General features: G+C 69.8%; 13 protein-coding genes and 1 pseudogene. 7 read left to right on the top strand and 7 right to left on the bottom strand.

Translation table 11 applies throughout. The features are described from left to right. Positions 1-381 (top strand): annotated as a pseudogene (locus O3W51_RS44850) (hypothetical protein); the annotation flags it as partial. A gap of 534 nt (positions 382-915) precedes the next feature. On the opposite strand, the gene O3W51_RS44855 reads toward O3W51_RS44850, so the two are convergent. Next, on the bottom strand, positions 916-2,376 hold the full coding sequence (locus O3W51_RS44855) for an alkaline phosphatase family protein (protein WP_269289599.1): 1,461 nt from the start codon (positions 2,374-2,376) through the stop codon (positions 916-918). 238 nt (positions 2,377-2,614) lie between these two features. Further along, positions 2,615-3,466, bottom strand: a complete 852-nt coding sequence (locus O3W51_RS44860) for a COG4705 family protein (protein ID WP_443048407.1) — start codon at positions 3,464-3,466, stop codon at positions 2,615-2,617. A gap of 263 nt (positions 3,467-3,729) precedes the next feature. On the opposite strand from O3W51_RS44860, the gene O3W51_RS44865 reads away from it, so the two are divergent. From O3W51_RS44865 to O3W51_RS44880, 4 genes are all read left to right on the top strand, one after another. Beyond that, positions 3,730-5,085: an MGDG synthase family glycosyltransferase gene (locus O3W51_RS44865; RefSeq protein ID WP_331284155.1), complete on the top strand. Its 1,356-nt coding sequence runs from the start codon at positions 3,730-3,732 to the stop codon at positions 5,083-5,085. Further along, positions 5,082-5,840: a polysaccharide deacetylase family protein gene (locus O3W51_RS44870; RefSeq protein WP_269289603.1), complete on the top strand. Its 759-nt coding sequence runs from the start codon at positions 5,082-5,084 to the stop codon at positions 5,838-5,840. The genes O3W51_RS44865 and O3W51_RS44870 overlap by 4 nt, the downstream gene beginning before the upstream one ends. A 177-nt stretch (positions 5,841-6,017) precedes the next feature. Continuing rightward, a complete protein-coding gene (locus O3W51_RS44875) occupies positions 6,018-6,401 on the top strand; it encodes a BlaI/MecI/CopY family transcriptional regulator (RefSeq protein WP_269289606.1) in 384 nt (127 codons plus the stop codon). Between the two features lie 3 nt (positions 6,402-6,404). Continuing rightward, positions 6,405-7,325: a M56 family metallopeptidase gene (locus O3W51_RS44880; protein WP_269289608.1), complete on the top strand. Its 921-nt coding sequence runs from the start codon at positions 6,405-6,407 to the stop codon at positions 7,323-7,325. An 899-nt stretch (positions 7,326-8,224) separates the two neighbouring features. Here O3W51_RS44880 and O3W51_RS44885 read toward each other — a convergent pair. Both O3W51_RS44885 and O3W51_RS44890 read right to left on the bottom strand, forming a co-directional pair. Next, entirely contained in the window at positions 8,225-8,428 is a 204-nt protein-coding gene (locus tag O3W51_RS44885; protein ID WP_269289610.1) for a cold-shock protein, read from the bottom strand. A 619-nt stretch (positions 8,429-9,047) separates the two neighbouring features. Next, complete coding sequence (locus tag O3W51_RS44890) at positions 9,048-9,392, bottom strand: MerR family transcriptional regulator (RefSeq protein ID WP_269289612.1); 345 nt, start codon at positions 9,390-9,392, stop codon at positions 9,048-9,050. Positions 9,393-10,241: 849 nt separating this feature from the next. On the opposite strand from O3W51_RS44890, the gene O3W51_RS44895 reads away from it, so the two are divergent. Next, positions 10,242-10,634 (top strand): hypothetical protein, encoded by a 393-nt coding sequence (locus O3W51_RS44895; RefSeq protein WP_269289616.1) that lies wholly within the window; start codon positions 10,242-10,244, stop codon positions 10,632-10,634. A 385-nt stretch (positions 10,635-11,019) separates the two neighbouring features. On the opposite strand, the gene O3W51_RS44900 is transcribed toward O3W51_RS44895, so the two are convergent. Next, positions 11,020-11,340: a MerR family transcriptional regulator gene (locus O3W51_RS44900; protein ID WP_269289618.1), complete on the bottom strand. Its 321-nt coding sequence runs from the start codon at positions 11,338-11,340 to the stop codon at positions 11,020-11,022. Between the two features lie 997 nt (positions 11,341-12,337). Here O3W51_RS44900 and O3W51_RS44905 point away from each other — a divergent pair. Beyond that, the gene (locus tag O3W51_RS44905; RefSeq protein WP_269289620.1) at positions 12,338-12,745 is read left to right on the top strand and encodes a hypothetical protein; all 408 of its coding nucleotides are present in this window, start codon (positions 12,338-12,340) and stop codon (positions 12,743-12,745) included. 26 nt (positions 12,746-12,771) lie between these two features. On the opposite strand, the gene O3W51_RS44910 is transcribed toward O3W51_RS44905, so the two are convergent. Both O3W51_RS44910 and O3W51_RS44915 read right to left on the bottom strand, forming a co-directional pair. Next, positions 12,772-13,371: an ANTAR domain-containing protein gene (locus O3W51_RS44910; protein ID WP_269289622.1), complete on the bottom strand. Its 600-nt coding sequence runs from the start codon at positions 13,369-13,371 to the stop codon at positions 12,772-12,774. Positions 13,372-13,862: 491 nt separating this feature from the next. After that, on the bottom strand, positions 13,863-14,180 hold the full coding sequence (locus O3W51_RS44915; RefSeq protein WP_269289625.1) for an SCO5918 family protein: 318 nt from the start codon (positions 14,178-14,180) through the stop codon (positions 13,863-13,865). Between the last annotated feature and the right edge of the window lie 188 nt (positions 14,181-14,368).

The raw sequence follows: 14,368 nt of genomic DNA on the forward strand, positions 1-14,368 counted from the left end.
CCGGTCACGGCCGCGCTCGCGGCCACCGGAGCCGTCATCGGAGCGGGCGACGCCGGTGGCAGCGGCAGCGCGGCCGGCGGTGGTGACGCGAACGGGAACGCCGCCGGTGGCGACAACGCGAACGGCACCGGCGCGAGTGCTGGTTCCGGCAACGCTACTGGTGGCGGTGACGCCAACGGCAACGACGCCAGTGCGGGTTCCAGTGCGGGTGCGGGTACGGGTACGGGTGACGCGAACGGCACTGATGCGGGTGCTGGTTCCGGTGACGCAAACGGCACTGATACGGGTGCCGGTACGGGTGACGCGAACGGTACTGATGCGGGTGCTGGCTCCACCACCGGCGCCACAACCGGCGCGGATGGTGGCGACGGACAGCAGTAGGTCCGCGGGGACCACCGGCTCCGGTCGGCGGTGACACCGGAGCTCCACCGAACTGACCGCACGATGGAGCTGCGGTGACCGGCCCCTCCTCCCCTGGGGCTGGCCACCGCAGCGGCACCGGCCGCGAGCGCGCCCCACTGCTCATGGCCTGCCGCAACAGCCCGCCACCTCCTGCTCCGCGGCGAGGCAGGCGCCCGCGGCTCGGCAGCAGCCAGCAGCGCCCGCGGGCCGCCCTCAACTGGCGGCTCACTCACGTTCCTCCGCCCGCCCGGGCGTGCTGCTCGCCGGCAGTAAGGAGGACGGCCACACCTCTGCCGATTCCTAGGGATTCTCCGCCGCGGTGCGCAGGCCCATGAAGGTCGCTCAGGCGACCGTCGAGACCGGAGGCCACAACTTCGCGATCTGGATCCGGCTGCTGCTGCCCTCCTTTGGCCGGCTGAGCGGCCACCTGGCCAAGTCCTCCTGACTGGGCCCCACCGGGAAACCCGCGGGGCCGGGGCGGCCCTCGAACGGCCGTCCGCACAGCCGGTGACCCTACTGCTTGGGCAGTACCCGGGTGTGTTCGGCCCGGACCGCGTCGAGGGAGCGGGGGTCGAGGCCGAGGAAGCGGACGATGGTGGGGGCCACCTGGGTGGTGGTGACCCGGTCGTCGACCTCTTCACCTCGCGGTACGCCAGGGCCCGCGACCAGCAGGGCGACATGGGTGTCGTCCGCGCTGAAGCCACCGTGTTCGGCGATCTTCGTCGCGCCGGGCTTGGCGTAGACGGTCCCGGGCCGGGGAAGCACCATCACGTCGGGGGTTCTGGAGTCCTTGGCCGGGTTGCCGAACCGGCGGGTGATGTCCTTGCCGACCAGCACCCGATCGATGTTGAGCTCGCCGGCATGTGCGCGCAGCGCGGCGGCCGCGGCTTGGGCCTTGCTGTGGTCGGTGAGCCAGAGCAGAGCGACGTCGTCGGCGGTGGTCTGGGCGACGAGGCCCGGGGTGACGCCATTGACCGCGGTGGTCAGCAGCTTCTTGTCGACCAGCTTCAACTTGGCCCGGTCGGTGGGCGACTGGCCGTGTTTGGCGGTGAGGATCACCTGGGTGCTTTTGTCCAGGCCGCGGGCCGTGAGCCGGGCGAGCAGTGCGCCGATGGAGCGGTCGGTGTGCTCCAGGGCGTCGGCCAGTTCCGCGCTCGGAGCACGGCCGCCGTCGGTGTAGCCGCCCGCGGCGTCCTTCTGCGCGACGCTGACGGCCTGGAAGTTGAGGCCGAACACCGCAGGGACGCCTACGGTGTGGGTGCCGGCGTGGTCCTTGCCGTCGATCTCGTTGCGAACGGCGGCGGCCTTGAGGTCGTCGTATCCCTCGGTGGCGGCCGTTCCGGCCACCGCGTTGATCTCCGGGTTGTACGCGTCCTGGACACCCTTGCCCGACGGGCCGTTGACCAGGTCGTATGCGGGGTGCTTGTCGGACCAGGCGGTCCTGAGCCCGGCCTGCCGGGCCACCTCGAAGACCGTGTTCGTCCGCAGGAACTGGTGCGGGTAGACCGGCGTACAGCCCTTCGCCGGGTCGAGCGGCAGCTTGGCCGGGTCGATGCCTCCTCCACCGTCCAGCGCGTCGGGGTCGCGGTCGATCGACTCGTCGAACACCACCTCGGTGCCGACCGTCGCACAACCGGACCCGGGCGGGGACAGCCTGCGGTCGTAGGAGTCGTCGTAATAGACGCCGGTGCTGCGCGGTGTTCCGCCGGTCACCAGGGCGAGCAGCCCGGGGAAGGAGTCCGACGGTTCGGAGCCGCGGGCATCGGTGTACGTGGTGCCCCGCCGGGACAGTGCGGCCAGCGCCGATCCGGGGTGGGTGGCGACGTACCGCCGGAGGTCGGCGGCGTGCAGTCCGTCGACGCTGATCAGCAGTACGTGGTGGTCGGTGGCCGCTTGGACGGGGCTTGCCGCGGCGATCGCCAGCGGGGTGGCACAGGCCAGAGCGGTCAGTGAGGCAGTGATGCGGCGTCTCATCGTGGTCTCCCGTACCTCGTGGATCGGACGCCGCCGAGCGAACCAGCCCCTGCCGTCGGCGGAGGGTACGGGTCATGGCGCGTTCGCATCAACGGTCTGAAGGGCGGGCGGCCAACAGACCACGGAAGGTTGTGCTCCGGGTCAAGGTCTGTCTACGCCGTGGTCCCACCGCGGGTGACGTACAGTCCCACGCCCCTACAAAGGGCCTCGTCTGGTAGCCATCACCACCTGGCACTCCTCAACTCCGTGCTTCGACCGGCACAGCGGTGCGCCGGTGCGCGACTGCCTGGTACGCGACGAGTGCGGCGATGAGAACGGCCAGGACCAGGCTGACCGGCCCGGTGCCCCAGCCGAGCCCGCTGCGCCGGGCGGGGACACCCATCCAGTCGGCGAAGGACGCCCCGAGCGGGCGGGTCAGCACGTAGGCCGCCCAGAAGGCGGCGACCGGGTTGAGCCGCAGGAAGCGCCCAGCCAGGGCTGGTACGGCGATCAGGGCGGTGAACAGGACACCTGAGGTGAGGTAGCCGAGGTGGATGGTGCCCGCTGTGAGGTCGCCGGTTGCCGTGCCCAGCGCGAAGGTCGCCAGCACGGTCGCCCAGTAGAACGCTTCGCGGCGCGGGGTGCGGATGCTGTGGATGGACAGCGTCCGCTCACTCACGTACCAGGCCGTCAGAATCGCCGCGAGAGCCAGTGAGAACACCACGGTGGAGACCGTGTACGGGATACCGACGACCACGTGGGCGACATCGGCGGCCATCGTGCCGAACACACTCACCATGACGATCGCCGACCAGTAGACGCAGGGCGAGTACCGGGTGGCGCGGAATTGCATCACCAGCAGCGCCACCAGCCCGAACAGCCCCAACGCGCCGGCCACGACAGGGCCGAGCACTCGTGCCAGGAAGTCCGAGGTGGTCTCACCCATCCCCGTGGTGAGCACCTTGGTGACCCAGAACAGGACCGTCACCTCAGGGACCTTGCTCCACGCGGCCGCGTACCGGTGCTGCCCCGGCCCGGATACGGCAGGCAGGGACGGAGCTCCCGCGTCCGTCCCGGTCCTGGTCGCGAACCCGTGTCCGGACTGTTCCATGAGCGCCGCCACTCTCCCGGCGCCGCGCGCCGTATCCAGGTCTCCGTCCGGGCGATGCCCGGCGGCCACGAGATGCATTCCCTTAGTTCTACATCATGTAGTAGCTTCGCCGCATGGCCCCTGGCCCCGGTCCTCATCTCCGGCCGGACCGGGCGGCGTCGACCTCGCGCGTCCGCCCGCCCACCAGGCCGTCGACGTCGTCACGTCGTCACCGAGTGCGAACCATCCCGTCATGCCGTTGCCGGCAAGGAGACTGATCGGCTGTGCCTTACCGCGAAGACCCGTCGGAAGCACGGGCGTTCCCGCCACCTACCTCCCCGCCGCGAATGGCCGCCCGGCGGATCGTCATCATCTCGGCGAGTGTGGGCGCGGGACACGACGGCGCCGCCGACCAACTGGCCCGACGCCTTCGGTCCGACGGATTCCACGTGGACCGGCATGACTTCCTCGACCTCCTCCCCGCCCGGTTGGGGAAGCTGCTGTCCGGCGGCTACCACCGGCTGCTGACCTGGGCCCCCGACGGCTACCAGCTGATCTACGCGATCACCGAGCGCACCGGGCGCCCCGGCCCGGCCGTCCGGGCGCTGCTGCGGAGCGCGGAACGCAAGACGTTGCGGACCGTCACCCCGGACACAGTCGCCGTTGTCTCCACCTATCCCGGCGCCAGCCAGGTCCTGGGGGCGCTCCGCACCGGCGGCCGGCTGACGGTGCCGGCCCTCACGTACCTCACCGACTTCTCCGTCCACGCGCTGTGGATCGCGCCCGGCGTCGACCGCCACCTCGCCGCCCACCCGATACCCGCCGGGCAGGCCCGCGCGCAGGGGGCGTCCCGGGTGACGGTGACCAGCCCGGTGGTCGATTCCCGCTTCGCTCCGGCGAGCGCGCAGCAGCGCCGGGCCGCGCGTGAACAGTTCGCGCTTCCCCTGGGCACGCCACTGGCGCTCCTGGTCGCGGGGTCGTGGGGGGTCGGGGCGGTGGAGCAGGCCGCAGCCGACATCCGCGATAGCGGGGTGGCCATGCCCGTCGTGGTCTGTGGACGCAATACGGCGCTCGTCGGGCGACTGCGCGCCCAGGGCATCGAGCACATCCATGGGTGGGTCCAGGACATGCCGACGCTGATGCGCGCCTGCGACGCCCTGGTGGAAAACGCGGGCGGCCTCACCTCGCTGGAGGCGTTCGCCACCGGTCTGCCGGTCGCCAGCTACCGCTGCATACCCGGTCACGGGCAGACCAACGCCCAGGCATTGCACGACGCGGGACTCGCCTCCTGGGTCCGCGAACCGTCCCAACTGGCCGCCGTACTGACAGAACTGATCGACGGCCCGGCGGGTCGCGAGCAGCTGGCCCGGGGACTGGCCCTGTTCCGGGCCGACCGAGGTCCGGCCCAGGCCGTCGCCGACGCCGCGGGCCGGCCGTCCGACACCCGGCCTTCGACACCGCGGGTGCCACGGTCCCCGCTCCCCCGCGGTCGTGACCGGCGCCGCGTCCCGGCCCTGGCCGCAGCGGCCGCCATGGCCGTCACCGTCGCGCTGGGCATCGGCGCTCCGCTCGCCGATGCCTACGGCGACTCGCCCGCCCACTTCAGGCCGTTCAGCCAGATCCTGGAAGGAGACCGGTGACGACTCATCCGCGGCTGACGCGCACCGTCCTGCGAGCGGGTGCCCTGGCGCTACCAGCGCTCGCCGCCGTCCACGCCGCGCCGGTCGTCTCCTCCTTCGGCCCGCTGCGCAACCGGTTCATGCCCGCCCTGTCCGGGCAGGGCAGGTCCGACCACATCGCCCTCACCTTCGACGACGGGCCGGACCACCTGTCCACCCCGCACTTTCTGCGGCTGCTGGACAGCCGGGAGATCCGCGCGACGTTCTTCCTGCTCGGCTCCATGGCGGCGCGCTCACCCCAGCTCGCGAGGGAGATGTCCGACGCCGGACACGAGATCGCCCTCCACGGCTGGGCGCACCGCCCGCTGCTGCTGCGCGGGCCACGGGCCACGTACGACGACCTCGCCCGCTCCCGCGACACGCTCGCCGACATCACCGGTGCGCCCCCGCGACTCTTCCGGCCCCCCTACGGCGTCATGACCACCGCAACCCATCTGGCCTGCCGACGTCTCGGGCTCGCTCCGGTCCTGTGGACGGCCTGGGGAGAGGACTGGCGGGCTCGCGCGACGCCACGCACGGTGCACGACACCGTCGCCCGGGATCTGCGCGGCGGCGGCACGGTACTGCTGCACGATTCCGACTGCACCTCGGCCACCGGCTCCTGGCGGGCCACCCTCGCCGCGCTCCCCCGGCTGCTGGACACCTGCGCGGAGCGCGGTCTGAGCGCCGGCCCGCTGCGCGACCACGGATGGCGGTCCGGCGCGGGCGGCCGCTGACGGGACAGGGCCGTTGCCGGCGCCCCGCGCCGTCTATGCCCCGTTCGCACCGGCTCTGCCGTCCCTCTACGTGCTGTAGTAGTTTGGTCTTCCGGCCGCGGACGCCACTGAGGGCGCCGGTACTCGGGGCCGCGGCGGTGATGTGGGCGACAGGACGGTGACGAAGGAGCGGACAGCGTGGGCGACCAGAAAGGCGCGGCAGCCGGGCGGCGTGCGCCGGGCGAGCTGGAGAGCGAGGTCCTGGCTGCCCTGTGGGCAGTCGGGGAGCCGGTTGCCGCGGGAATCGTGCGCGAGCAGGTGACCGGCGATCCCGCGTACACCACCGTGCTGACCATCCTGTCCCGACTGCACGACAAGGGACTGGTCACCCGCGAGAAGGCCGGCCGCGGCTATCTGTACGCACCCGTACGCGACGAGGCCGGACACGCCGCGGCGGGGATGCGCGAACTATTGGAGCACGGCGGGGACCGAGCCGCGGTCCTGGCCCGGTTCGTCTCCGAACTACCGGCCGAGGACGAGAAGTTGCTGGAGCAACTGCTGCGCGGACACCCGGAGGCGTAGACAGTGTGGATCGGCCTGCCGCTGCTGTTCAGCGCGATCCTGGCGCTGGCCGCACCCTGGACGGGACGCAGACTGCCGCCCCGAACCGCTGCGTGGTCGCTGACCTCGGCCGCGGTCGTCGCCGCCGGCGCCTGGGTGACGGCGCTGGCCATGCTGGGCTTCACCCTGGTCGGCCAGGTTCCGCAGGTGGCCGCGGAGGGACGGTGGTCGGCGCGGGTGCTGGCCGCAGACGCCCCGGTGGACCGGCCAGTGGCCGCCGCCTGCGCCGTCGGCGTCCTGTGCTGCGCCCTGGCACTGACCGTGACCGCCTGGCGGCAGGTACGCACGCTGGTCGACGCCCGACGCGAATGCCGCGACCTGGTCTCCGCCGGAGACCTGGCCGTGGTTGACGACCCCGTGCCCACCGCCTTCGCCCTGCCCGGCGCCCCAGGCAAGGTGGTGGTGTCCTCCGGCATGCTGCGCGCCCTCGGCGTCGACGAGCGGCGCGCGCTGCTGGCGCACGAGCGGGCCCATTTGTCCCACCGCCACCATCGCTTCCTGCTCGTCCTCCAGCTCGCGGCGGCAGCCAATCCTCTGTTGCGGCCCCTGACTCGCGCGGGCGCGTTCGCTCTGGAACGCTGGGCCGACGAACACGCCGGATCCGTCGTCGGAGACCGGCAACTGGTGGCCCACGCCGTCGCGCGAGCGGCCCTCGCCGAGAAGCGCGCGCCCCGGGCGGCCCTCGCCGCCACCGGAGGTCCGGTGCCCCAGCGAGTGCGGGCGCTGCTGGCACCGCCGGTGCCGCCGCGCCGGAAACTGGTCGCGGCCATCACCACGCTGATGGTGCTGTGCTGCATCAGCCTGGCCGTGGCCGCCCAGGACATGGACGGCCTCTTCGACGCCGCCTCACCCCCGTGCGTCACCGCGCACCCGCACCTCCGCTGACGGCGGAGCCCCGCCGGATGCATCCGGCGGGGCCATCACCTCTCACACGCGTCTCACCAACAACACCGACGCCCCCGGACCACAAGGGCCCCACCTGGCACTACGCCACTTCCCTATACCCAGTGGACGCCCCTGGACGGTCTCTACGACCATGTACCGTGTAGTACCGAGAGCACAACCCAAGATCAGGACCGGTTGCGTTCTTGCTGGTCAGAGTGGTATCGCAGGGGCTTAGACGTCATCTCACCCACCCTCTCCCGCACCCACATCTCACGTCCCTTCAAGGGCGGGAGCGGGAGCCCTCTGCGAGCGGGTGATCGGAACCGTACGCCGCGAAGCCCTCGACCACGTCCCGACCTCCAGCGGCAGCAGTTGCCAGCTGACGCCGCTCAGAGCACGAACAAGATGACCCGCAGCACAGCCGGTCATCCACCGGCTTCGGGCCGGGAGCCTTCTGCGGCCAGGGCGGCAGCAACGGCTCGATCAGCGCCCACAGTTCGCCATCCCCGATCCACGGCCGATTCCTCATACCTCACGAACAGCGGAATCGTCTGTCGGTCACGCCCGACCAATACGTCTCAGCAAGATCGCGTTGCGAGCCCTAAAGCACGCATCAAGCAATTCCCGCAGCAGAATAGTAGCGCCGGGACTCACAAGAACGGGCCGAATGGAATGCGAAAATGAATCTGACCTGCAGTCGATCTGATGCGTTTCCCGGCGATGGGACGGGCAACGTCAATCGGGCGTGGAATCCAGCACTTCGACGGGTACAGCTCCGACCGGACCCGCAGCTCCGCGGACGATGCTCGTGCCACAGCTGACCCAACGCGGGAAATGCCCGTAGCCGAGGCTCGCAACCCCGAGAGGTGCGGGCCCCAGCTATGACGTGCGCTTGGGAGTCAGGCGGGAACGATGTTCTCGGCCGTCGGGCTCTTCCGGCCCGGCGCGATGTCAAAGGTGACCCTCTGACCCTCGAGCAGCTCACGGAAGCCCTGGGCGGCGATGTTCGAGAAGTGGGCGTACACGTCAGCGCCGCCACTGTCCTGCTCGATGAAGCCGAACCCCTTTGCTGCGTTGAACCATTTCACGGTGCCGGACGCCATTGCCATATCTCCTTCGGGCAGTACGCCGGAATCCGCAATGCGCGGATACCAGGTCGCCGCGATAATGCCCTGCCCGAAAAATGAGCGGAAATGCAAAAGCGCTTCCAGCGGCTTGACCTACCGACGAAGGCACTTGGAATTTTGGGAATCACAACCGCAGCTGAGATCGAGAGTAACATGCCGCCGCAGCCCGCATACGTTAAACAATTACGTTGTGTTCATTGCGGTAAAAAGACTCCCCATATGGCGCGTTAAATCCTTCCCTCATGGACATAGATATTGATCCATCCGGAGCAGAATGTTTCAGGAACAGCCTTACGTTCGACCCTCCCAGCCGGCCAGAGCTATCTGCTGGCCCCCTCCCCCCGCCGGCTCCCCTCGCGTGCCCCGTTCGCAGGAGACCGTTTGATGGTGCGCGCCCTCGGCAACCCCGTACCCGGCCCCACGGGCGCCCCGACTTGGTTGAGTGCCTACCGGAAGGGGCACCGAAAACGATCAGTGCTGACAGCGGCCGTTACGGGGCGTCAGGAACGCGCAAGGAGGCCCACACGCGCTTGCACCGGCACCCGCTCCGCCGTCACCTGCACACACGGCCGGTTCACGATCTCGGGTTCTGTGCTCAGGCGGTGGGGTTGCTGGGGCGGTTGCGCAGCTGTTCGTTGAGGGCCAGAGCTTCTTCGAGCTGGTCTTCCAGCGCCACGATGCGGCAGGCGGTTTCGATGGCGGTGCCCTGGTCGACGAGCTCGCGGGCACGGGCCGCGATGCGCAGCTGGTAGCGGGAGTAGCGGCGGTGGCCGCCCTCGGACCGCAGCGGGGTGATCAGGCGGGCTTCGCCGATCGCACGGAGGAACGCGGCGTTGGTGCCGATCATCTCGGCGGCGCGACCCATCGTGTAGGCGGGGTAGTCCTCGTCGTCGAACCGGTCGGACGGGCTCGCGGGGCTCGCGGGGGGTTGTTCGGTCATTACGCCTCTTCGTGTCTGGTGGTCATCTGGCCTCCTGGGGAAACGCGTGGAGGGGCCCCGGAGCCGTACCTGGCTTCCGGGGCCCCATGGGGCGGATCAAACACCATCTACATCTACCGGCTTGTGCGTGCCGGTCCTGCCGTATTCGCATCGCCGCGTCGGGGGAACACGGGGCGCGGGGATCTTGAATGCTTGACCGGGGACCACCTTCCAATCCGGGGCCTTGCGAGTGCCCGCACACACCTGCCGTGCGGGCGATCCTGATGGTGTCGCTCCGAACCTTTCCTGCTCGTACCTGAACGACGAGAACTACTGACCTGCTGGTACTTCAGATACTGCGGTCCTGCGATCACCACTGCTGGTGGCCTTCACCGCACCACCGTCCGACAGCCAGCCCCGTCGCCTGTCCCGCAACTGCTCTGGCTTAGAACCCCACTGCCGAACCTCCTGGCGCGCGCGCCCGCAGCCGGCGCCTTCACCAAGAGACCACTCATCCACTGCTGGTACTGCTGGTACTGCTGTCAGAACTGCACTTGCTGTACTGCGTTTGTACCTACTGCGGTCCTGCACGGCGACCCCTCAGTGGGTCACCTGACCCGGCAACCAACCCTGCGGCCACGTGCACTGAACGGCCGCCGGATTCCATCACCGTGCCACACACTCTGCGCGCCAGTTCGTGTCTGCCGCGCCCTGCTGTCTTCTTGGCTACGACAGGAACACTACCCACACCCCGGCAGGAATGTCTACTGCAGCCAGGATAGATTTCCGTGTCGGCAGGAGGGAGGCATACTGCTCCCGTCCACCACGACCAAAGAGTGCGCCAGAGCACAGACGGGGCAGGAGAACGGCATGCGAACCGACCGCTCGCCCGTTCCGGAGACGGACATCTGCGACCTGTGCGCCCGACGGCTCACCGACGGATGCCAGATGGGCGTCGTCCCGGACTCCTCCGCGATCCACGCCCGCAGCCCGGCGCGCGACGGCCGGCGACTGGTCGTCGCCTGCTCCCCCGAACACCTGGCCGCCCTGCAGCAGGAGTACCGCACCCGCCCGTACGTGCCCGAGGAACTGTGGGCCGGGCAGATCGACCGCGCGCAGGCGCTTCAACCCAAGGTGCTCAGCAGGGATGCGCTGTCGGCGGCCGCGGGCCTGAGCCTCCTGGAAGTCCAGCGCGCTCTGGCCTGGAAGAACCGCGACCGGCGACGGTACGAACAGGATCCGCAAACACCCGAAGTCGGCTGAAGGACTCGACTGGTCCGGATGCCTCAGCGACTGCGGGTCAGCGGGCCTTTCGGGTCTGCCGGCGGCGCCGCCGGTGCGTGTCGGACAACGCTCCTGCTGGTGGCGTGGACTGATGCCCGCCACGGGAAGGGAGCGAGCAGCACAGAGACCGCCGGGCCGCGCCAACACTTCTGCGACTCCTCCTGTGCCTTTGCGCTGATCGTCCCGGCCGCAGCCGGCCCGCACCGCCCCCGGTACACACATCTCGGGGCAGCCCCGCCCGCAGGAGGCAGAACTGAGTCCTCAGGGCGCGAGGGGTCGAGGGTGGAGGATGACCGGCGGCCTGCTTGCGCACCGGGCATGTGATGCGGCGGCGAGCAGGTTGCCTGCCGCGCGGCTACTGCGATCAGGCGGCGGGGTGGTGGGTGCGGAGCTGGGCGTTGCGTGCGAGGGCTTCTTCGAGCTGGTCCTGCAGGGCGACGATGCGGCAGGCGGTGTCGATGGCGGTGCCCTGGTCGACGAGTTCACGGACCCGGGCGGCGACGCGCAGTTGGAAGCGGGAGTAGCGGCGGTGGCCGCCCTGGGAGCGCAGGGGGGTGATCAGGCGGGCGTCACCGATCGCGCGCAGGAAGCCGGGGTTGGTGCCGATCATTTCGGCGGCGCGGCCGATGGTGTAGGCGGGGTAGTCCTCGTCATCGAGACGGCCGAAGGAGACCTCTGCTGTCATCTCACCTCACTGGGAAACGGGCGAAGGGAACGCGTGGAGGGGCCCTGGCGCTTGCAGCGCCAGGGCCCCGAAGGACGGAAAACACCACCTGCCGGCCCTGGTACCGCGCCGGCCTACTGTGTCCGCACGACCGACCGGGGTCGGGGGTGCGGGGATCGCGACTGCGTGACCGGAGACCACCTACCTATCGATGTCCTGCGGTACCCGGACTCAAGTGTTCGGCCCGGGCGATCCTGATGGCGCTCAACCCCTCCGTTCCCTCTAGATGAATCACTTACCCAACCCGTACTGCGAACTGCTGGTGGCCTTCACCGCACCACCCTCCGGCAGCCAGCCCCGTCGCCCGTCCTGCAACCGCTCTGGCTTAGAACCCCACTGCCGAACCTCCCGATGCGCGCGCCCGCAGCCGACGCCTTCACCGAGGAACTGCTCACACTCCACTGCTGCATACCGCTGGTGATACGTACTGCTCGGTGGCCTGCACTAGCGCCACACTTTCGGCAGCCAGCCCCGTCGCCTGTCCTGCAACCGCTCTGGCTTAGAACCCCACTGCCGAACCTCCCGGCGCGCGCGCCCGCAGCCGACGCCTTCACCGAGGAACCACTGGGTACTGCACTGCTGGTACTGCAACCGCATCCGATACTGCTGAAACTGCATGATGCGGTCCTGCTGAACTGCGGGTCAGACCTGCACTTGCAGTAATGCGGTCCTGCGCGGCTGCCCCTCCCGGGGCGACCCGGCCCGGCAATCAACCCTGCGACCCACCAGCACTGCACTGGCCGCCGAATTCCATCACCGTGCCACCTACTTTGCACGGCAGTTCGTGTCTGCCGCACCCTGCTTCCTTCTTGGCTACGAGAGGAACACTACCCACACCCGGAAGGGAATGTCTACTTCACCTGGGATAGATTTTTGTGGCACGAACCGACAGGCATCCTGTCTCCCGCTCGGCAGGCACCGCGGGCGGCGGGCGGTATGGGAGGGGTAGGAGAACCGCATGAGAGACGACCAGTCACCGTCCGTCCCGCAGACGGACATCTGTGATGCGTGCGCCCGGCCGCTCACCGACGGGTGCCACCTGGGCGTCGTGCGGGACTCCTCCGCGATCCACCCCCGCCACCGGGCACGTGACGGGCGGCGCCTGATCGCCGCCTGCTCTCCCGAGCACCTCCTGGCGCTGCAGCGGGAGTATCGCGAGCGGCCCTTCGTCCATGAGGAGTTGTGGGCCGGGCAGATCCTGCGTGCCCTGGCTCAGCAGCCCGACGGACTGGCTGCCGAAGCCCTATGCGCGGCCACGGGGCTGGATGATCTACAGATCCGACGCGCCATGGAGTGGGAGCAGCATCGGGCTCAGCACCGCCCGCAGTCCTGCGAGCACCACCTGCACTCCCCCGATGCCGGGTGACAGTCTCGACCGGTGGGGTGCGGTGGTCAGGGCAGGTGGGTGGTGATGTCGCGCAGGGAGTGTCCGGTGCGAAAGGCCAGGGCCCGCATGCGGGCGAGGGCTTCGTCGAAGGGGATCCCCAGGCGCAGTGCCAGGGCTCCCGCGGCCCGGTGGGTGGCGCCCCAATGGGTGTCCAGGAGGCCGGCCGGCTCCCACGGCAGGTCCGCCCCCCGGAGAAACACCGTCCGGTAACTGTCCACGAGCGCCGCGGCTGCGGCGTCCACGGCCGCAGCCGCCTGTTGGGTCTGCGCCCAGGCGGTGGCGCGGGGCCGGGCGTAGAGCACGGCGGCCGACCCGAAGCGCTCATCAGCCCAGCGCAGCGGGAACGCGTGGATCGCGCCGATGCGTGGCAGTACCTCGCGTGCGATCGTTCCGAAGAAGGGCCAGGGGGTGACCTGGTGGCGGAGGTCTCCGATGATCGTGGAGTGTCCGGTGAGACTGGCGCTGTGGCACGGCCCCTCCCCCACCAGAAACTCCAGCTCCTCCAGCCGCAGCGCCGGTATGCCGCTCACCGCGAGCAGCTGGCGGCCGGGCGTATCACTGTGCAGGGACATCACCGCCCAGTCCGCCTCCAGCGCCTCGCGCAACGCGTGACACAAACGCCCTGGCAACCCCGCGGTATCGCCCGCCGCCGCCTGGCTGACCCGGCGTAACCCCGACCACCGCTCCACCACGACCACCGCCATCCGCACAGCAGTTCCCGCTCCACCCCGGAGCACCACAGACTCCCAACTCCCCTACCGGCGCACAAGGTTCGCGCTGGAGGACACCTCGATTCCCCGACCAGAGCCTGCTAGGCGGGCGCTGGCGTGCCGGGTCGCCCGCCCGCATGGCCTGCCGGCTGATTCCGCAGCCCTGCCGGATCGTCGGACGGGTGTGGAGACGACGGACGGGCTGTCGGCAGGCAGCTGACGTGGGTCCGGAGCTACCTTTTGGCAGACGCTCGGTGAAGTCGGGTGGTCGGGTAGCAGGCCACGGTGCGGCGGCATCACGGAAGGTGATGGCCACGTGGCCCAGGGCCGGTCATGAATTGGGTGGGGCCACGGCTGCTGAGGTCACATGGAGTGCGGTGGGCCGGTCAGCCGTAGGCGGGTGTACCCAGCATCGCTGCCGCGGCCTGGAGTGGGCCGAGAACAGCGGCGGCAGTCACAGCAGCAACGTGGGGTGTGGGGCGGCAGGTGAAGCCGAGTCGGGTCATGGCCCGAGTGATCTGCTCGGCGGTGAAGTCACGCCGGTCCTGTCGGGTGAGGACCTGGCCGACCTGTTTCACGGGGTAGGTGCGGCGACTGATGATCACGCACTCTCCGGTGACCGGTTCGGGCTTGACGCCCCGCATCCTGTCCTGCACTTCGGCCTTGACCAGGTCGAACGGGAAGCCGGCGATGATGCAACGCATAGGACCTCAACAAAGGGAGGGGGCGGTCGGATTTCTCAGACTCCCACACCCGGACCTACGGCGGGAAGATCAACCCGCCGGTGGGAAATCCGGCACGAGGGCCGGTGTCGTGCTACCTTGTTGCCAGTTGCAGTTGTGGTACCCATGAACTTTGTGTGCACTCGACGGGCGTGACCCGCGGGTGCATT

Source organism: Streptomyces sp. H39-C1, assembly GCF_027158125.1.
Classification (GTDB): domain Bacteria; phylum Actinomycetota; class Actinomycetes; order Streptomycetales; family Streptomycetaceae; genus Actinacidiphila; species Actinacidiphila fildesensis.